The organism is uncultured Polaribacter sp. (assembly GCF_947501385.1).
In the GTDB taxonomy this organism is placed as follows: Bacteria; Bacteroidota; Bacteroidia; order Flavobacteriales; family Flavobacteriaceae; genus Polaribacter.
Genome location: NZ_CANMVP010000012.1, coordinates 49180 through 67948, shown reverse-complemented (window position 1 = coordinate 67948; position 18769 = coordinate 49180). Strand labels below are relative to the sequence as shown.

At 31.3% G+C, this 18769-nt stretch carries 13 protein-coding genes and 1 pseudogene; 6 read left to right on the top strand and 8 right to left on the bottom strand.

From position 1 onward, the window contains the following. The first annotated feature begins 33 nt into the window (after positions 1 to 33). Entirely contained in the window at positions 34 to 3141 is a 3108-nt protein-coding gene (locus tag Q0998_RS09365; protein WP_299669449.1) for a glycosyl hydrolase, read from the top strand. A gap of 525 nt (positions 3142 to 3666) precedes the next feature. Here the strand turns inward: Q0998_RS09365 and Q0998_RS09360 are convergent. Both Q0998_RS09360 and Q0998_RS09355 read right to left on the bottom strand, forming a co-directional pair. Next, entirely contained in the window at positions 3667 to 3948 is a 282-nt protein-coding gene (locus Q0998_RS09360; protein ID WP_299669302.1) for a hypothetical protein, read from the bottom strand. Beyond that, a complete protein-coding gene (locus Q0998_RS09355) occupies positions 3949 to 4275 on the bottom strand; it encodes a nucleotide pyrophosphohydrolase (RefSeq protein ID WP_299669300.1) in 327 nt (108 codons plus the stop codon). It abuts the gene before it with no gap. A 174-nt stretch (positions 4276 to 4449) separates the two neighbouring features. Here Q0998_RS09355 and Q0998_RS09350 point away from each other — a divergent pair, with 174 nt between their 5' ends. Beyond that, positions 4450 to 5787, top strand: a complete 1338-nt coding sequence (locus Q0998_RS09350) for an SIR2 family protein (RefSeq protein WP_299669298.1) — start codon at positions 4450 to 4452, stop codon at positions 5785 to 5787. A 154-nt stretch (positions 5788 to 5941) separates the two neighbouring features. On the opposite strand, the gene Q0998_RS09345 is transcribed toward Q0998_RS09350, so the two are convergent. From Q0998_RS09345 to Q0998_RS09325, 5 genes and pseudogenes are all read right to left on the bottom strand, one after another. After that, a complete protein-coding gene (locus Q0998_RS09345) occupies positions 5942 to 6496 on the bottom strand; it encodes a thioredoxin family protein (protein WP_299669296.1) in 555 nt (184 codons plus the stop codon). A gap of 27 nt (positions 6497 to 6523) precedes the next feature. Further along, complete coding sequence (locus tag Q0998_RS09340) at positions 6524 to 7732, bottom strand: NAD(P)/FAD-dependent oxidoreductase (protein ID WP_299669294.1); 1209 nt, start codon at positions 7730 to 7732, stop codon at positions 6524 to 6526. A gap of 87 nt (positions 7733 to 7819) precedes the next feature. After that, complete coding sequence (locus Q0998_RS09335; RefSeq protein WP_299669292.1) at positions 7820 to 8779, bottom strand: GYDIA family GHMP kinase; 960 nt, start codon at positions 8777 to 8779, stop codon at positions 7820 to 7822. 42 nt (positions 8780 to 8821) lie between these two features. Beyond that, positions 8822 to 9262, bottom strand: a pseudogene (tnpA, locus tag Q0998_RS09330) (IS200/IS605 family transposase); the annotation flags it as partial. A gap of 84 nt (positions 9263 to 9346) precedes the next feature. Continuing rightward, a complete protein-coding gene (locus Q0998_RS09325; protein WP_299669290.1) occupies positions 9347 to 11074 on the bottom strand; it encodes a hydroxymethylglutaryl-CoA reductase, degradative in 1728 nt (575 codons plus the stop codon). A gap of 288 nt (positions 11075 to 11362) precedes the next feature. Here Q0998_RS09325 and Q0998_RS09320 point away from each other — a divergent pair, with 288 nt between their 5' ends. The 4 genes from Q0998_RS09320 (at position 11363) to Q0998_RS09305 (ending at position 16728) form a co-directional block, all read left to right on the top strand. After that, positions 11363 to 12142, top strand: coding sequence for a prohibitin family protein (locus Q0998_RS09320; RefSeq protein ID WP_299669288.1), 780 nt, complete (start codon positions 11363 to 11365; stop codon positions 12140 to 12142). A gap of 210 nt (positions 12143 to 12352) precedes the next feature. Continuing rightward, entirely contained in the window at positions 12353 to 14557 is a 2205-nt protein-coding gene (locus Q0998_RS09315) for a S9 family peptidase (RefSeq protein ID WP_299669286.1), read from the top strand. 10 nt (positions 14558 to 14567) lie between these two features. Further along, a complete protein-coding gene (locus tag Q0998_RS09310; protein WP_299669284.1) occupies positions 14568 to 16076 on the top strand; it encodes an oligopeptide:H+ symporter in 1509 nt (502 codons plus the stop codon). Positions 16077 to 16209: 133 nt separating this feature from the next. Further along, the gene (locus Q0998_RS09305; protein WP_299669282.1) at positions 16210 to 16728 is read left to right on the top strand and encodes a DUF255 domain-containing protein; all 519 of its coding nucleotides are present in this window, start codon (positions 16210 to 16212) and stop codon (positions 16726 to 16728) included. A gap of 2 nt (positions 16729 to 16730) precedes the next feature. On the opposite strand, the gene Q0998_RS09300 is transcribed toward Q0998_RS09305, so the two are convergent. Then, complete coding sequence (locus tag Q0998_RS09300; protein WP_299669280.1) at positions 16731 to 18620, bottom strand: ComEC/Rec2 family competence protein; 1890 nt, start codon at positions 18618 to 18620, stop codon at positions 16731 to 16733. Between the last annotated feature and the right edge of the window lie 149 nt (positions 18621 to 18769).

The following is an 18769-nucleotide window of genomic DNA, read 5'->3' as shown; positions in this document are numbered from 1 at the left end:
TTATTTTTATAACTTAAACTACAACCAACCATGATGAAAAAAATACTTTTTCTGGCAATTTGCATGCTTTTTTCTGTAAATGCCAAAGTTACTGCACAAAAAAAAACTACCAAAGTTTCTAAAGAATATTTTAGCGCAGTAGAATGGCGAAATATTGGTCCTTTTAGAGGTGGAAGAAGTGCTGCTGTTACTGGGGTTTCTGGCAAAGCCAATCTTTTTTATATGGGATCTACTGGTGGTGGTGTCTGGAAAACTACAGATGCTGGCAATACTTGGCAGAATATTTCTGACGGATTTTTTGGAGGTTCTGTAGGTGCTGTTGCCGTTTCTGAATCTGATCATAATGTAATATATGTTGGAATGGGCGAAAAGACCGTTCGTGGAAATGTTTCTTCTGGAGACGGAATTTGGAAATCTGAAAACGCAGGAAAAACTTGGAAACATGTAGGACTAAAAAATTCACGTCACATTCCTAGAATGAGAATTCATTCTAAAAACTCGGATATTGTTTTTGCAGGAGTTATGGGAGACCTATACAAACCAACGCAAGAAAGAGGCGTTTACAAATCTATTGATGGTGGCGAGAACTGGAAAAAAGTACTATTTGCTAATGAAAATGCTGGAGTTATCGACTTGATCATCGATCCAAATAATCCACGAAATTTATACGCAACTACTTGGAATATTAGAAGAACACCTTATAGCTTGTCTTCTGGTGGTGATGGTTCTGCTTTATGGAAAAGTACAGATGAAGGTGAAACTTGGACAAATATTTCAACCAATAAAGGTTTACCAGATGGCGTTTGGGGAATTAGCGGTGTTACGGTATCTCCAGTAAATTCTGATATTGTTTGGACATTGATTGAAAATAAAAAAGGAGGAATTTACAAATCTACAGATGCTGGTAAAACGTTTAAATTGATAAATTCTGAACGTAAATTGCGTCAAAGAGCTTGGTATTACACACGTTTGTATGCAGATACCCAAGATGAAGATATTTTATATGTGTTGAATGTTCGTTATCACAAATCTACAGATGGCGGTAAAACATATACAACGTACAATGCGCCACATGGAGATCATCATGATTTATGGATTGCGCCAGAAGACAACCAAAGAATGATTATTGGTGATGATGGTGGTGCGCAAATTTCTTTTGATGCAGGTGAAAATTGGAGTACCTATATGAACCAACCTACCTCTCAATTTTACAGAGTTACTACAGACAATCATTTTCCGTATCGAATTTTAGCAGCACAACAAGACAATTCTACGGTTAGAATTTCTCATAGAACTGCGGGAAGATTCATTACAGATTCTGATTGGGAATCTACTGCTGGTGGAGAAAGTGCCCATATTGCGGTAGATCCTTTAAATGATGAAATTGTATACGGTGGAAGTTATGGCGGCTTGTTAACAAGAAAAAATCACAAAACCGGGGAAACAAGAGCGGTAAATGTTTGGCCAGATGACCCAATGGGTCATGGTGCTGAAGATTTTAAATATCGTTTTCAATGGAATTTTCCAATCTTCTTTTCCCCAAATAATAAAAAACGATTGTATGCCGCTTCGAATCATTTACATGTTACCGAAAATGAAGGGCAGTCTTGGAAGTTAATAAGTCCAGACTTAACAAGAAATGATCCAAAAACATTAAAATCTTCTGGCGGGCCAATTACCCAAGACAATACAGGTGTAGAATATTACGGAACTATTTTCGCAGCCACAGAATCTGCTATGGAGCCAGGTTTAATTTGGACAGGTTCTGATGATGGTTTGGTACATGTTTCTAAAAATAATGGCGAAACTTGGAGCAATGTAACTCCAAAGAAAATGCCAGAATGGATGATGATTAATTGTATTGAAGTAGATCCATTCACAAAAGGTGGTGCTTATATTGTAGGTACAAAATACAAATCTGGAGATTACAAACCATACATCTATAAAACAGAAAACTACGGAAAATCTTGGCAACAAATTACCAACGGAATTGGAGATGAAGATTTTACAAGAGCTTTAAGAGCAGATCCCAAAAGAAAAGGCTTGTTGTATGCAGGAACAGAAAGAGGTATGTATATTTCTTTTGACGATGGTAAAAACTGGGAGTCTTTTCAGCAAAATTTACCAATTGTACCCATTACAGATTTGGCCATTAAAAACGATAATTTAATTGCAGCTACACAAGGTCGTTCGCTTTGGATTATAGATGACTTAACACCTTTGTATCAATTAAATGCAGCTACTTTAGAAGAAGATGTAGTTTTATACAAGCCAAAAGACGCGTATAACATGAGTGGCGGAAATGGTAGGACTTCGAGAACGCAAGGCACCAATCATGCTGGTGGCGTTGCGGTAAATTACTTTATCAAAGAGAAAAGCGAAAAAGATACTGTTTCAATCTCATTTTTTGATGCTAATAATCAATTGATCAAAAAATATAGCACAAGCCCTGATAAAGAGAAAAAAGAGGAAGAACTAAAACTCGAAGATGGTAATAATATTTTTTATTGGAACATGATGTATCCTGGCGCAGAAAAAGTAAAAGGAATGATTTTATGGTGGGCTTCCTTAAGCGGCCCTATGGCTTTACCTGGAAATTATAAAGTTGAGTTCGCAATGAACGACACAAAAATGTCTCAGAATTTCAATATTTTGAGAAACCCAACTTCGGAAGCTACAGAAAGTGACCTAAAAGCACAGTTCGATTTTATCAATGGGATTAATCATAAGATGACAGAAATTCATAAAGGCTTAAAAAATGTTCAAAAAGTTAGAAGTCAGGTTGGATTGTTAAAAAAATCGATCAAAGACAAAGAAAAGTATAAAGAGCTCATAGCATACGCAGATAACTTGTTAAAAGACATGACGAAGATTGAACAAACCTTGTATCAAACAAAGTCTAAAAGTGGTCAAGATCCTTTAAATTTTCCGATTCGATTAAATAATAAATTGGCACATTTAAACTCGTTGACAAGAATTGGCAATTATGCTCCTACCCAACAAGCCATCGATTTTAAAAATGAAATTACTAAAGAAATAGATGTTGAATTGGCAAAATTAAATGCGCTATTTACAAATGGGGTAACAGAATTGAATAAAAAAGTAAAAGAAAGTGATATCGATTTGATTCAGTTGGATTGATATTGCTAATTATCAATATTGCCTGCAAAATTCTGATCGGGCTTATCATTTAATAAAAACTCAGGATGTCACACTGAGCTTGTCGAAGTGCAGCAAAAAATATTCGACAAGCTCCTGACTGACATTTATGAAATGAATTATTATTAACTCGTTGTGCATTTTGAGTTAAATGTATTCCAAAATGTCAGTTCGAGACCCGAGAAAAAATTTTATCAAGCGGTTGGAATGACGTTAAATAAATGATTGTAAGCATGTCTGTTCGAGCGCAGTCGAGAACTGTTAATTTACTTAAAATCATGTAATTAAACAAACACGTCAATGGTAGTGATTTTTGATAAAAAAAATCTAAAGGAAACTTCGGGAGAGAACTAGTTTAGAAATGAAAATTCTTATTCTCGATACAAATTTCACTTATTTCAATCGTGAAATTCACTCGAATTGACAGAATTTATCAAAATGCACAACAGGTTATTATTAGTAATAAAGTAGCAACATTCAAACTTAAATCGATAAAACCTCAGCATGTCAATTCATTTTTTTATGAGTCACATACAATCCATAAAAAACACTGATAAATGTTTTTAGCCCCCAAAAATTTTTCCATTTTTCATCAGCAAAATTTATCTCATTCACTTTTGTAAAATCACCTGCAAAAATGGCTCTCCAGCTATTTAAAAATAGTGATATTAAGGTGACGATCATAAAAAAAGGAATCGCAACTTTTGCAAAGTTTATCCAGAAAATTTTAGTTTGCATTCTTGCAAAAACAATTTTAGCTCCTGCTGTAAAGTTATCAATAAAACTCATTTATTTTAATTTTTGATTCTTTTGATGGCGATCATGATCGCGTTTTGTTTTGATCTCTAATTTCTTTTCAAAAGCATCTTGTAAATTGATTCCTGTTTGATTTGCCAAACATAAAACTACAAATAGTACATCTGCTAATTCTTCGCCTAAATCTTTGTTTTTATCCGATTCCTTTTCACTTTGCTCACCATAACGTCTTGCAATAATTCTAGCTACTTCACCCACTTCTTCTGTCAATTGCGCCATGTTGGTCAACTCATTAAAATATCTGACTCCGTGCTTTTGAATCCAATCGTCTACTTGTTTTTGTGCGTTTTCTATGTTCATTTTGCTTTAGTTTCAGAATTACAAAGTTACAAAGTCTAAAAGATAATTGTTATGTAATAATTTAATTTGTTTCTATACCTAAAAGCATATAACTTCGTAATTCAGAAACTTCGGAACTGACATACATCATTAAAACGATATTATATTAGTTTTTATGTTGGCAACTGTAAGAAAATGAAAACCTGTGAATGCGTCATATGCAGTAATAATCTTCCATTCGAAATACCGAATGAAATTATCGAATCTTTAATTAAAGGAGATTTGGTTCTTTTTGCAGGTGCTGGAATTAGTACAGAAACAAAATCTATATTTAAAACTACTTTCTACGAAGATATTCTGCAAGAACTTGAATTGGAAAACGAAGGTGATATTTCTTTTCCAGAATTGATGTCTAAATATTGCTCTACTTATAAAAATGGAAGACAAAAATTATTGGAGAAAGTAAAATACAGGTTTGATTATTGTCATCAGTTTAAAGATTTATATAATTCTGCTTCTGCATTTCACAAAGAAATTGCACCCATTTGGATGCTTAAAAATATAATCACAACTAATTGGGATGATTATTTTGAAAGAGAATGTGATGCAATTCCAATTGTTACACCTAAAGATTTTGCATTCTACAATATAGATCAAAGAAAAGTTTTTAAAATTCACGGTTCTATTAGCAACTATGGAAGTTTAGTAGCTACAGAAGAAGACTATCACGAATGTTATGAAGAGTTAAATTCGGGATTGATTGGCGCTAACTTAAAAACATTAATGACAACCAAAACAATTCTTTTTGTTGGATATTCTTTCAGAGATTTTGACTTTTTAAAAGTTTTGGAATTTTTAAAAAAAGAAATGGGAAACGTTTTTCCTCATATATATGTAGTAACTCTTGATGAAAATATCTCTGATCGAATTTCAGACCTTGATTTAACAGTTATTAATACTAATGGAACATTCTTCTTCAAATCTATAAAAGAACATCTGGAGAACAAAGGATATATTATTCCATATAAGAATGTTTCAAAAATTTACGAAATAGAATATTTAAAAATGATTTCTCATAGTGAATTATCTGATTTCTATTTCGATAAACGAAGAACAAGCTCAATAATATATTGTTTAATGTATCAAGATGGAATTCAACACGCAGTTGATTATCTAAAATATAAATGTAAATCAGGAGAAACATATTGCCCAGAAGATTTATATTATCAAATAGAGTTATACATAAAGGACATTAGAAAAAAACTTTCTAAAGCAAAAAATTATATGGATTTAGCTTATGTGGATGGATATATAGAAGGATTAACAATACCATTTTTTGATAGAGAAATTAAAGGTTTCCCTTTGTTTTACATTTTTGGAATTGGACCAACTAATGATAAAGAATTGGTATTTGAAACATTTACAGAAAATATCATAAGGCATAAAACAGCTGAAAAATATGGCAAAAAGTATTTTAAACAATTTTTGAATCCTGAAAATAAAATTATTCCTGACCATAGACCCTTTTTCTAAATTACAGTTGCCAAGCCGTGTATAATTAATTGCTTGATTTTAGCCAATTTTCGAAAGTCCTCTCGGGCTTTTTATCTGTGATTTTATTTACTAACTTTAGTGATTAAAACACGTAACTCTCAATATATACATAAACGTTAGCGAATTTCAAAGATCACTTCCATTTAATTCCACAGCCTACACTTGGTTTTTGGTTTTCGATAACTGGCTTGTTTTCTAACAAATTATCTAATACTTTTCTAATATCTTTTCCTGATAAGGGTTTCCCATTTCTAGGTCTAGCATCATCTAATTGCCCATGATAAATAGATTTTAAATCTTCATCAAATACATAAAAATCTGGTGTACAAGCAGCATCATACGTTTTTGCTACTTCTTGTGTTTCATCAAATAAATACGGAAAAGGATAGTTTAACTTTTCTGCAACTTGCTTCATGTATTTTGGTGCGTCTTGCGGATAGTTTTTAATCTCATTAGAACTAATCGCAATAAATTCAATGCCTTTTTCTTGGTATTCATTTGCCATTTTAATCAACTCAGGGTTTACATGAATTACAAACGGACAATGATTGCAGATAAACATGATGACCGTTCCTTTTTCGCCTTTTGCATCCGCTAAAGAAATCATTGTATTGTCTACTGAATTTACAAGTGTAAAATTGGGTGCTTTTGTTCCTATTTTAAATTCGTTTGATTCTGTTAATGCCATAATTAGTTGTTGGTTGTTAGTTATTGGTTATTCCGCTAAAGCTTCTGCACAAATATAACCGCCTGTCCATGCGTTCTGAAAATTAAATCCGCCAGTTACTGCATCAATATTTAAAACTTCACCTACAAAAAAGAGGTTTTTATGTTTTTTACTTTCAAAACGTTTAAAATTAATCTCTTTTAAATCTACACCACCAGCGGTTACAAATTCGTCTTTAAAAGTAGTTCTACCATTTGCATTATACATTCCTTTTGTTAACTGATTTGCTAAATTTTCTAATTGACGATTGTTTACATCTGCCCAATTTTGGATTTTAGAAATATCTGAAAACACCACAAAACGCTCCCACAATCTTTTTGAAATTTCTGAAAAAGGAGATTTTAAAATGACCGTTTTACGAGGTTCCTTCTTTTTTAAATTCAATAAAACATTCAATATTTTATCTGTGGGTCTAGACAACCAGTTTACCTCGACATTGTATTGATAATTTTTGTCGGCTAAAATTCGTGCTCCAAAAGCAGATAATTTTAAAACTGCAGGTCCGCTCATTCCCCAGTGGGTAATTAATAAAGGTCCTGAAGCTTCTAATTTTGTTCCTGAAATTGTTACTGTTGCGTTGGGAACAGAAATCCCTAACAAATCAACAATTCTTTTATCATTGATATTAAAGGTAAATAAAGACGGAACTGGTGCTATAATAGCATGGTCTAATGTTGCACAGAGTTCCCAAACTTTCTTAGAACTTCCTGCGGCAATGACTACTTTATCTGCTTTAAAAGTTTGTTCTTTTGTGTTGACAATCCATGTATTTTCTTTTTGCATCACCGAGTTTACTCCATGATTTGTTAAGACTTTGATTCCTAAATGATCAATTGCTTTTTGAAAACAATCTATAATTGCCTGACTTGTATTTGCTTCAGGAAAAACACGATTATCGCTTTCTATTTTTAGTGGCACTCCTCGATCATCAAACCATTCAAAAGTATCACCCGTCATAAATTTATGAAAAGGACCTAACAATTCTTTTTCTCCTCTTGGATAAAATTTCACCAATTCCTTAGGTTCAAAACAGGCGTGTGTTACATTGCATCTTCCACCTCCAGAAATTTTTACCTTCTGTAAAACATCTTTCCCTTTTTCAAGAATGGTAATGTCTAAATCTGGATTGCTTTCTTTCGCGTTTATCGCTGTAAAATATCCAGCTGCTCCTCCTCCAATAATAATTATTTTTTCCATTACTTGTTTTAGACCTCTCGACTGCGCTCGAGGAGACATTTAATAAATTGAATTGTCAGGTCGAGCGCAGTCGAGACCTAAAATATCTTATAAAATCATTTCTGAATACGAAAGAATTGTTTCAAATCCTTTTTCTTTAAAATAGGTTGGTGTTTTTTCATTTCCTGTAACCAATACAAAATCGCCACCCCAAGCTCCTAAACTCTTTATTTCTCCGAAATAATCTGGAAATAACTTTTCTTTTACTGGTGTTAGTTTAATAATTGAACTGATAATTTTTTCATGTTCAATAATTAATTTATCTAATTCTAAGATTGATTTTGCTTTCAAAAATTCTTCAGAAATAATAGATATTCTTTCTATTTCATCACTAAAATCTTCACCACTCTCTCTAAATTTTGCAATGCCTTCTTTAGAATCTTGCTTCTGATTTAAATGTACAAAAAATAAATGTTCTTTAAAACTAGGGTTGAATTCAACTTTTTGCACTTTGGGTGTCATCTCAATCGCAAACGAGAGGTTACCTTCAATTTGATAAAATATTGGCGAATCATGTTGCGCACAGGCAATATCGTAACCACTTCCTCTAAAAGAATTCCATAGTAATTGAAACGCATCTACTTTTGCCCAATTGGCAATTGAATTTATTAAGGTTGATGAACTTCCTAAGCCCCAATTTCTTGGAAAGTTTAAGTTTGTTTTTACAACAAATCCGTTTTCTGTTTCTAAAAAACCAGTTCCGAGAATTCGGGACATTCGTTTTGCTTCTTTTAAAATACCCAATAAGGTTTCTGCTATCAAATCTGCATTTCCTTCTGTATCAGAATTAAAAGTTGCTGATATTAATCGTAGTTTTTTTAAGTCGAAAACTGCTTCAAACCAACATACTCCCGTATGTGTAAAACTTCCCCAAATAATTTGTGATTCCTTTATTTTTTCAACAGTTAAATTTTGCCCGAATTTTGTGGGTAGTGCTAAAGATTTTGCGCCATCTAACACAAGGTATTCTCCTGTTAATAATAATTTTCCGTTGGAATAAAAATTCATAATTATATTTTGTTTCAATATCCAATGGGTTGAAACCCATTGCTATTGATTATCATCAAATTCCTCAAAACCATATTTCAAAATAAATTCTTCATATTCTTCTTGAAAAGATTTTTTACTATGATGAATTTCTTGATTTTTAATATAATTTCTAACTTTATCAATTACAGATCCAGAAACTGAAACTGCAAAATATTCACTTTGCCATTGAAACTTTTCTTTCGTTAGTTTTTCTTTGTTAATCCAAAAAGATGATTCTCCCTTTATCAACTGCATCACTTTTTCTATAGTTTGGTTGCTACCTAAAGAAACTAAACAATGGCAATGATCTGTATATCCGTTTATAAAATCTATAAAGATTCCTTTTTCTTTTGCATTTTCTTTAATATGCTTCCAAACCTTTTGTCTAATTTCTTTTGTTTTCAGGAAAGGAATTCTATTTTTAGTACTCCAAACAAAATGTATGTAGACTTTGATAAAAGCATAATTTGTTTTTTGTTTTTAACGGGTTGAAAATTCTTACTATTTACATTCTTTTCAATGGGTTGAAACCCATTGCTATTGAAATTATATTAAACCAAACTGTTTAAAATGATGTGTAAAATGCTTTGCATGAAATTTCTTCCAATATTCATAATCTAATTCTCCAAAAAATGGATGGTTTTCTGTTTTTACATTTTCAAAATGCTTTTGAAAATCATTCGTTTGTAAAATCAAATTATTTATAGATTCTTGCATCGTTGAAAATTTTGCTGGATACGGCTCTTCAGATAACATGGGCGCTTTAAAACCAATCTGCAATTCACCTTCTGTATTTAAAAAGGCTTTTCTTCTTGCAGATTTATCATCTTCTACAAAGAAATCTGCATCTACTTTTCCGTTAGAAACTTTTAATAGAAAACTTACATGTTCTACCATTTGTTGTCCGTTCATTTTTCCAAAAAGTGGTTTTGCATCTGCTTTCAAACTAGAAAGTAAACTTCTTACGTTGTCTTCGTTTGTAAAATCAACCCAATGTATTTTTTCTTTTCTTAACTCTTCAACCTTTGAAACAACTGCTGAATGAGAAACTGTTTTACCATCAAAATGAGTTTCTATCTTTTTCTTTTCAACATTATTTGCACCTAATTGATTTAAAATATTCTGCAAGTGCATTTTCATATGTCCGTGTTGAATTCCCTTGGTTGTTAAGGCTCTTAAGGCTGCAAAATTTTGAGCCAAACCTGCCGTGGCAATTATTTGCATTAATTCTTTAGCAGATGGTTTTTGCAAAAGCTCTAGAGATAATTTTGCCAACGGATGCAGCGCCGTTAAACCACCTACGGTTCCTAAGGCCAGAGGAAGGTCAATCCAAAATTTAAAAATTCCGTTTTTAATTTCACAATGAGATAAACTGGTGTAATTACCAGAACGAGATGCATAGGCATGAACGCCTGCTTCCACAGCTCTAAAATCGTTTCCTGTAGCTAAAACTACAGCGTCAACCCCATTCATAATACCTTTATTATGTGTGACTGCTCTGTACGGTTCTATCTCAGCAATTTTTACTGCTTGATAAAATTTTTCTGCAAATTTCTGCGGATTTTCGCCACCCAATTCCTCGATTTTACAACTCACTTCTGCTCTCACCAAACATTCTGGAACATAATTAGAGAGAATACTCATGACGATTTCAATTTCATCATTTCTAAATTGATTTGCAATTGCTTCTAAACAAGAGTTGATAAAATTTGCACCCATAGAATCTTTGGTTTCAAAGGTGGCGTACAATTGATAATAATTAGAGAATTTATCTGTCTTATCAACCAGTTTAATATCTAAAATTCCACCACCACGTTTTTCCATATTTTTAGTGATAGAAGCTGTGGCTGCAAATAATTCTGTTTTATTTTTATTGAAATAGGTTTCTAAATCTTCTTTTTTTCCTGAGAACATAAAGTGAACTTGCCCTATTTTGGTAGTTCCTAAAACGGATGTTTTAAAACCACCTCTGGTACTCCAAAATTTTGCGACTAGAGAAGCTGCTGCAACAACAGAACTTTCTTCAATAACCATAGGAATTGCATACTCTTTGCCATTAATTACGAAATTTGGCGCAACGCCAATTGGCAAATAAAAGTTAGAAATGGTGTTTTCTATAAAATCGTCATGCAATTGTTGTAATTTTTTATCCTCATTCCAATATTGCTTTATAATTGCAACTGCTTCTAAATTATTATTAAAATAATGTTTTACCAGCCAATGTATTTTTTTCTCTTTGGTAAATTTAGAAAAACCAGATATTCTTTTGCTCATTTAATGTTTTGTAATCTATCGAAGACAAATATAAATGAATCTATTTTAAGGTCTAAACTTATTCTTACAACTCTTTTTAATTACACTTTTTTTTAGTTAATAAATATTTTTTAATCGATAATGAACGATTCAATATTATAAATCGTAAATTTTTAAGAAAATTAACATAAACTCAATAAAGTATAAGATATAACAATTAATTGATAAATAAAATTGATTAACAAAAATGCAAACTTAAAAGTATTACTATTAAATTTGAAAGTGATATTAACATAAAATATGATCGTCATGAAAAATTTTGGTACATTAATTTTAGCAGTAGTTTTATTTTATAGCTGCGCCGTCGTAAGACCAGGAGAAGTAGGAATCAAACAGACTTTAGGGAAGCTTTCTAGCAACGTCAAAACACAAGGTACTGTTTTATACAATCCAATAACAAGTAAAGTCTTAATTGAATCTACAAAAACTAAAAATATTAAGTTAATCTTAAGCTTACCCAGTAAAGAAGGTTTGAGTGTAAATTCTGAAATATCAATTCTATACAGATTAGAAGCTAATAAAGTGGCGTCTGTTCTGGAAAACTTAGGACAGGATTATGAATCTGTAATTACAAGTGTTTTTAGATCTGCTGCTTCTGATGTGTGTGCCCAATTTTATGCAAAAGACATGCACTCTGGAATGCGAGCCAAAATAGAAAGTGAAATCTTAAAAAAGATGAAAGTTAATCTTGAAAAACAAGCAGATGGTATTGAATTAATTGCAGTTTTAATGAAAAGAATTCAGCTACCTAGAGGCTTGGCAAGTTCTATAGAAAGAAAACTACAAGCAGAACAAGATGCAATGAGGATGAAATTTGTTATAGATCAGGAAAAATTAGAAGCAGAAAGAAAAATTATCAATGCAAAAGGAGAAAGAGACGCACAATTGATAATAGCCGAAGGTTTAACTGCAGGAATTATAAGATTAAAAGCAATAGAAGCTTTTAGAGAACTAGCAGCATCTGCAAATGCCAAAACCATTATTACAGATGGAAAAACACCATTAATAGTAGGACAAGAGGAAAAATAACATATCAATAAGCAATAGAAATTTCTGATACAATATTTAAAATCTCGATAAATAGTTTATTTATCGAGATTTATTATTTTAATTAAATTACCAAAACTGTATTAAAATGCTATAAAAATTTAGAAAAAAATAAATTACCCTCTTTTTTAAAGTGTTTTTTTGCAGTTTTTTACGTAAACTTGACAAACTTTTATTAAAACGATGTCTCTAATGAAAAAATTGTTCATTTTAGCAACTATTCTTTTACTGGTTAGTTGCAAAGTAACCACCTCAACATCTTCAAATTACAAAACCCAAAAAAAACAAATTACGCTAGAAGAAATCTGGAATGGTACATTTTCTACCAATAGAATGAATGCTTTAAATTCTATGAATGGTGATTTTTATTCTTTGTTAAATTCAGAGAATGGAACTACAACTGTAGATAAATATAGTTACAAGACTTTAGAAAAAGTTGAAACTCTAGTAAGCAGTGCAGATTTAAAAAATTTAAAGACCTTTTCATCCTATAGTTTTAATGCAGAAGAATCTTCTTTAATTTTAGGAACTCATTTTAAGAAACTTTACAGACGTTCATTTACGGGAACTTTTTATTATTATAACATAAATTCTAAAGAACTCACCTTAATTGGTGAAGACATTCAACAACCTACTTTTTCTCCTGATAGTAAAAAAATTGCTTACACAAAGAACAACAATATTTACATTTTAAATATAACCAACGGAAATAAACGCACGATTACCACAGACGGAAAATTCAATCATATTATAAACGGAACTACAGACTGGGTTTATGAAGAAGAATTTGGTTTTGTAAGAGCTTTTGAATGGAGCAAAAATAGCGAATATTTGGCTTTTTTGCGTTTTGATGAAAGTGAAGTTCCTACTTTTTCTATGGATATGGTGGGAAAGGAAAATTACCCAAATCAACAAGTATTCAAATACCCAAAGGCGGGTGAAAAAAATGCAACTGTAACCTTACATGTACATACACTATCTTCAAAAAAAACCCAAAAAATAGATTTGGGAGATGATGAATACATTCCAAGAATCAAATGGTCTAATGATAAAAATATATTGATAGCCACCACGTTAAATCGTCATCAGAATAATTTAAAATTATATAAAATAAATGCTTTGAATAGTAGCGCTACTTTATTATTAAATGAAACGGACAAAGCTTACATAGACATTACAGACAATCTTACTTTTCTAGATGACAATAGCTTTATCTGGACGAGTGAAAAAAACGGATTCAATCATATATATCATTATGATTTCTCAGGAAAACTCATCCATCAAATTACAAAAGGAAATTGGGAAGTAACCAATTATTATGGTTACCATAAAGATAAAAAAACCATTTATTATCAATCTGTAGAAAACAGTTCTATCAACAGAGGTGTCTATTCAATTGGTTTAGATGGCAATAATAAAAAATTATTGAGTACTAAAGAAGGAACAAATTCGGCTTCCTTTAGTAAAAATCTAAACTACTTTATAAACACATTTTCTTCCTCAGAAATACCACCAATGTATGCTCTATATACCGCTGAAGGCGAAATGTTGAAAGTAATTAAAAACAATGCCGAATTAAAAGAGAAATTAGAAAATTACAAAATGAGTCCGAAAGAATTTTCTACAATTCAAATCAATGGAAATGAATTGAATATGTGGATGATAAAACCTGTAGATTTTGATGAGCGTAAGAAATACCCATTATTAATGTTTCAATATTCGGGTCCTGGATCTCAGCAAGTGGCTAATAAATGGAATAACAGCAATGATTATTGGCACAATATGCTAGCACAGCAAGGAATGATTATTGCCTGTGTAGATGGACGTGGAACTGGTTTTAAGGGAAGTGATTTTAAAAAATCGACTTATTTAAACTTGGTAAAATATGAAACGGAAGACCAAATTTCGGCAGCAAAAAAATTAGCCAATGTATCTTATATTGATGAAAATAATATTGGTATTTGGGGTTGGTCTTTTGGTGGACACATGAGTACAAATGCATTGTTAAAAGGAAATGATATTTTTACAACCGCAATTGCAGTTGCTCCTGTAACTTCTTGGCGCTTTTATGATACGGTCTATACAGAACGTTTCTTAAGAACTCCGCAAGAAAACCCTGCAGGATATGATGAAAATTCACCTGTAAATTATGCTGATAAATTAGAAGGTAACTATTTATTGGTTCACGGAACTGGTGATGACAATGTGCATGTTCAAAATAGTTATAGAATGATAAATGCACTCATTGAAGCCAACAAACAATTCGATATGTTTATTGTGCCAGACAGAACACATGGAATTTACAAAGGGAAAAACACACGCTTAAATCTATATACAAAAATGACCAATTTTGTAGAAGAGCATTTAATTGATAAATCAAATACAACACTAAAATAAAAGGATAATTATGTTAGACAAAGGAGTTATTACTACTACAGAAGACCCACAAATGTTTGGGCACCCAAAAGGGTTGTTCTACTTATTTTTCGCAGAATTATGGGAACGCTTTAGTTTCTATGGAATGAGAGCGTTGTTAACGCTTTACATGGTGCAAGAAATATTTAAAGCGATTGCAGAGCGCGATACTGCTACAGCAATTGTTTATGCCTCTTATGGTTCTTTAGTATATGCCTCTACCGTTATTGGTGGGCAAATTTCCGATAAAATTTTAGGAATGCGTAGCTCTATATTTTTGGGAGGAATTTTAATGGCCATTGGTCATTTTGTATTAGCCATAGAAAGTGATGTGGCATTTTTCTTAGCATTGTCTTTAATTGTAGTAGGTAATGGTTTTTTTAAACCTAATATATCAACATTTGTTGGCGCCTTGTATAAAGAAGGTGATGTAAGAAAAGACTCTGGTTTCACTATTTTTTATATGGGAATTAATATTGGTGGCTTTGTTGCACCACTTTTATGTGGATGGCTTGCTGCTACTTATGGCTGGCACTATGGGTTTGGATTGGCAGGAATTGGAATGCTAGCAGGTTTAATTTTCTTTTGGAGTGGAATTAAAAAGAATGTTTTTGGAGATAAAGGGATGCCACCAAGTCAAGAAATTTATGAAAAAAGAGTATTGGGTATTCCTCAAAAAACGTTGATACCAATTATTGCGGTATTATTTGTTCCTGTAATTGCCTATTTACTTTCTTCATGGCAACAAAATTATGTAAGTGGTATTTTTAAATTTATTGGTTTTGCTGTTCTAGTCTATTTAGGATACATTATGTATAGTTTAGACGTTGTTGCCCGTAAAAAATTATTTATGGCCGTTTTAATTACTTTCTTTATGACCTTATTCTGGGGTTTTCATGAATTATCTGGAAGTGTCATTACTTTGTTTGCTTCTAGAAATGTTGACTTAGATGGAATTATGACAGCAAGTCAAACAAATGCATTAAACTCTATGTTTATTATCATTTTAGCAATTCCTATTTCTTTGCTTTGGGGATACTTATCTAAAAATAAATTAAACCCAAGAACACCTTACAAATTTGGATTAGGACTTCTTTTAGCTGGTGCTAGTTTCTATATACTATCTATTAGTGGTGCAAGTGCAGATGAAAACGGAATGGTTCCTTTTGCTTATTTATTAGTGATGTATTTTATCATTTCTATCGGAGAATTATTTATGTCTCCAGTAGGTTTATCGAAAATTACAGATTTATCACCAAGAAACATTGTCGCTTTTATGATGGGAGTTTGGTTTTTATCATCTGCTTTTGCCTTTCAAATTGTAGGTTTTATATCTGAACAATTAGCTATAGAAAGTACAGATGCGAATGTTGGTGGTTTAGATACTTTAAGTGTATATACAGATGGATTTCACTTAATTGCTTTGTATTCTTTAGGTGCAGGAGCAATTGTTTTATTGTTTTCTCCTTTGATGAAAAAGTTAATGGGCAACGTACATTAAAATATAATATTTTTGCAAAAACCTCATAATTATTAATTTATGAGGTTTTTTTCTGCCCTAACAGCAAATCGTTAAAAATCTATTAAATTAAAATTATTTGTAAATTTGGTATTGAATTTGCTAATTCCTAGATATGAAAAAATTCCTAACACTTATAACAATCATCACTTTTGCAGTACAAACAAACGCTCAAGACAAAATTAATTGGTTGTCTTTTGAAGATGCGATTGCTTTGAATAAAGAATCGCCAAAACCTATTTTAATTGATGTCTATACAGACTGGTGTGGGTATTGCAAAAAAATGGATATGGAAACCTATTCTAATGCAACTATCATAAAAGCTATCAACGAAAATTTTTACGCAGTAAAGTTAGATGGTGAACAGAAGGAAGATATTGTCTACAAAGAATATACTTTTAAATTTCAAAAAAGTGGTAGAAATGGTTATCATCAATTACCCGCTTCTTTAATGGATGGCAAATTATCCTATCCTACTACCATATTTCTATCTGAAACAGAACAAAAACTACAGAGTATTCCCGGATATTTAGATAAAAAAATGTTTGAAAAAATAGTCGCTTATTTTTCTTCAGAAACCTATAAAACTAAAAACTGGAAAGACTTCGAAAAAGGTTTTAAGAGTAAATTATAAAATTATTTCTTAAGGGTGAATGCTCCACTTTGTCCAGTATAGTGAAATGGAATTTGCTGTTTTTTGGCGATAATTTTCCATGTAGCTACATCCCTTTTATAATTAGAACCATCTGCAATTATTGTTGATGGTTTTATTGTTTTTATCAATCTTTCTAAGTTTATTTTTGGTGAATATTGTAAAACGACAATTGGTTTCACTAAGTTTTCGACCTTATAAATACCCAAACTATCTACCAATAAAATATGTTGATTTTGAAAATTGATAAAATTTTGAAAATCAATTTTTCTTATTGTTTTAATATCTTCAGCAATTATATAGGGTTTTATAGCACTGATTTCTTTAGAAACAATCGTATCTAAATGATGCTGTAGTAGTAATTTATTTCCTACTCTTTTTCCGATGATAGAAAATCTGCTTTTATGAAAAACGATGAGTTCTTTTTTCTCTGCTAAGGTTTTATTTTCAACAAAAGAAATACTTTGAATCATGACTATTGCAACTAAAAAGTACAGCAATCTTTTTGGTTTTCTTTTTAACAAGAAGAAGATTCCAGAAAAAAAAAAGAAATACCAAGCCAACATCATTAAAAATGATAACGAAATTTCTTGCAATAAAAACTGTTCTTGTTGCGAAATCCAACTAACAAAAGCATTCATCCAAGAAATAACTTCTCCATAAATGCTTGCTAAAAATGCAGGTAATATATTTAGTAAAGAAAGCGCTATTACTAAAATTCCGCCCATTAAAATAAAACCTAAAAAAGGAATAATGACCAAATTAGAAACTACAAACAAACTAGGAAATTGCTGAAAATAATAAATACTCAAGGGTAAAATTCCCACTTGTGCAGCGATAGAAACTGTAAATAATTGCCATATTTTATCATCTAATTTAAATCTTGGTTTGTAAATAGCATATAATTTAGGTTGTATCCAAATTATACCGAAAACTGCCAAATAACTAAGCTGAAAACCAACATCAAACAAAAACATAGGTTTGATAATTAATAAGAATAACATAGATGAAATTAGAGAAAATTCAACCACACTTTTTCGTTGAAAAGATTGCCCAATTGCCAAGAATGTGAACATAGTAACTGCTCTTACTACAGAGGCAGAAAGCCCTGCAATAAAAGCGAACATCCATAATAATAGCACAATGCAAAATGCTTTTAGATACTTTCCATTCTTTAGTCTTTCTAAAGGCTTGAATAGAAAAGAGAGAATCAATAAAATAATCCCAACATGCAATCCTGAAACTGCCAAAATATGAATGGCGCCTGCTCTAGAATAATCTGTAATTAATTCTTTAGAAATGTCTTGCCTTTGACCTAATAACAGCGCACTTATTACTGCAAATTCATCATTTTTAAAGTGGTATTTCACTAATGATTGTTGCATCTTATCTCTAAATTTTTCAGAAATACCTACTAAAGAAACTGATGGGTTTAAAAGTTTTAGAAAATAAAGATTTTCTAAAAATAGTTGATGGTAAATTCCTTGTTTTGCTAAATAAAATTGATAGTCAAATTGATTCGGATTTAAAGGCGGAGTTACTTCTTTAAATTCAGGTTTTACTAAAATTTTATCATCAACTTTCAGTGGAGTTTCTATACTGTCTTTTTGAATATTGAGTAGTATTGCTCCTCTGGTTTTCATACCATCTACTTGGAATACTTCCGCTTGGTATTTTTGATAATAAAGACTCGGTTTTAAGGTTTTTGTAATTCTTAAAATAACATTTGAATCTTTCTTTAAAACCATCTTATAATAGCTTTCAAAATTTCTTGCATCGTTTATATATACTGAAGAAACACCAATGACAAAGAATAGTAGTAAACTTACAAAAGTAATTCCTTTTCTATTCCACAGAAGAAATAAAAGTAACACAAGAGAAAGAATAATTATGAATAAAGTAAGAAAACCAAAGCTCCAAATTTGCGTATAAAATTGAACTCCAATTCCTAAAATTAGAAACACTAACAAGTGTAAAGGCAAATATTTTAATAACTTTTTCAAAGCAACCTAAAGTACTAAAA

What these genes read in the sequence shown, in the direction of transcription:
- Q0998_RS09365 (WP_299669449.1), top strand. Translation starts at nt 34, where the DNA reads ATGAAAAAAATACTTTTTCTGGCAATTTGCATGCTTTTTTCTGTAAAT.
- Q0998_RS09360 (WP_299669302.1), bottom strand. Translation starts at nt 3,948, where the DNA reads ATGAGTTTTATTGATAACTTTACAGCAGGAGCTAAAATTGTTTTTGCA.
- Q0998_RS09355 (WP_299669300.1), bottom strand. Translation starts at nt 4,275, where the DNA reads ATGAACATAGAAAACGCACAAAAACAAGTAGACGATTGGATTCAAAAG.
- Q0998_RS09350 (WP_299669298.1), top strand. Translation starts at nt 4,450, where the DNA reads ATGAAAACCTGTGAATGCGTCATATGCAGTAATAATCTTCCATTCGAA.
- Q0998_RS09345 (WP_299669296.1), bottom strand. Translation starts at nt 6,496, where the DNA reads ATGGCATTAACAGAATCAAACGAATTTAAAATAGGAACAAAAGCACCC.
- Q0998_RS09340 (WP_299669294.1), bottom strand. Translation starts at nt 7,732, where the DNA reads ATGGAAAAAATAATTATTATTGGAGGAGGAGCAGCTGGATATTTTACA.
- Q0998_RS09335 (WP_299669292.1), bottom strand. Translation starts at nt 8,779, where the DNA reads ATGAATTTTTATTCCAACGGAAAATTATTATTAACAGGAGAATACCTT.
- Q0998_RS09325 (WP_299669290.1), bottom strand. Translation starts at nt 11,074, where the DNA reads ATGAGCAAAAGAATATCTGGTTTTTCTAAATTTACCAAAGAGAAAAAA.
- Q0998_RS09320 (WP_299669288.1), top strand. Translation starts at nt 11,363, where the DNA reads ATGAAAAATTTTGGTACATTAATTTTAGCAGTAGTTTTATTTTATAGC.
- Q0998_RS09315 (WP_299669286.1), top strand. Translation starts at nt 12,353, where the DNA reads ATGAAAAAATTGTTCATTTTAGCAACTATTCTTTTACTGGTTAGTTGC.
- Q0998_RS09310 (WP_299669284.1), top strand. Translation starts at nt 14,568, where the DNA reads ATGTTAGACAAAGGAGTTATTACTACTACAGAAGACCCACAAATGTTT.
- Q0998_RS09305 (WP_299669282.1), top strand. Translation starts at nt 16,210, where the DNA reads ATGAAAAAATTCCTAACACTTATAACAATCATCACTTTTGCAGTACAA.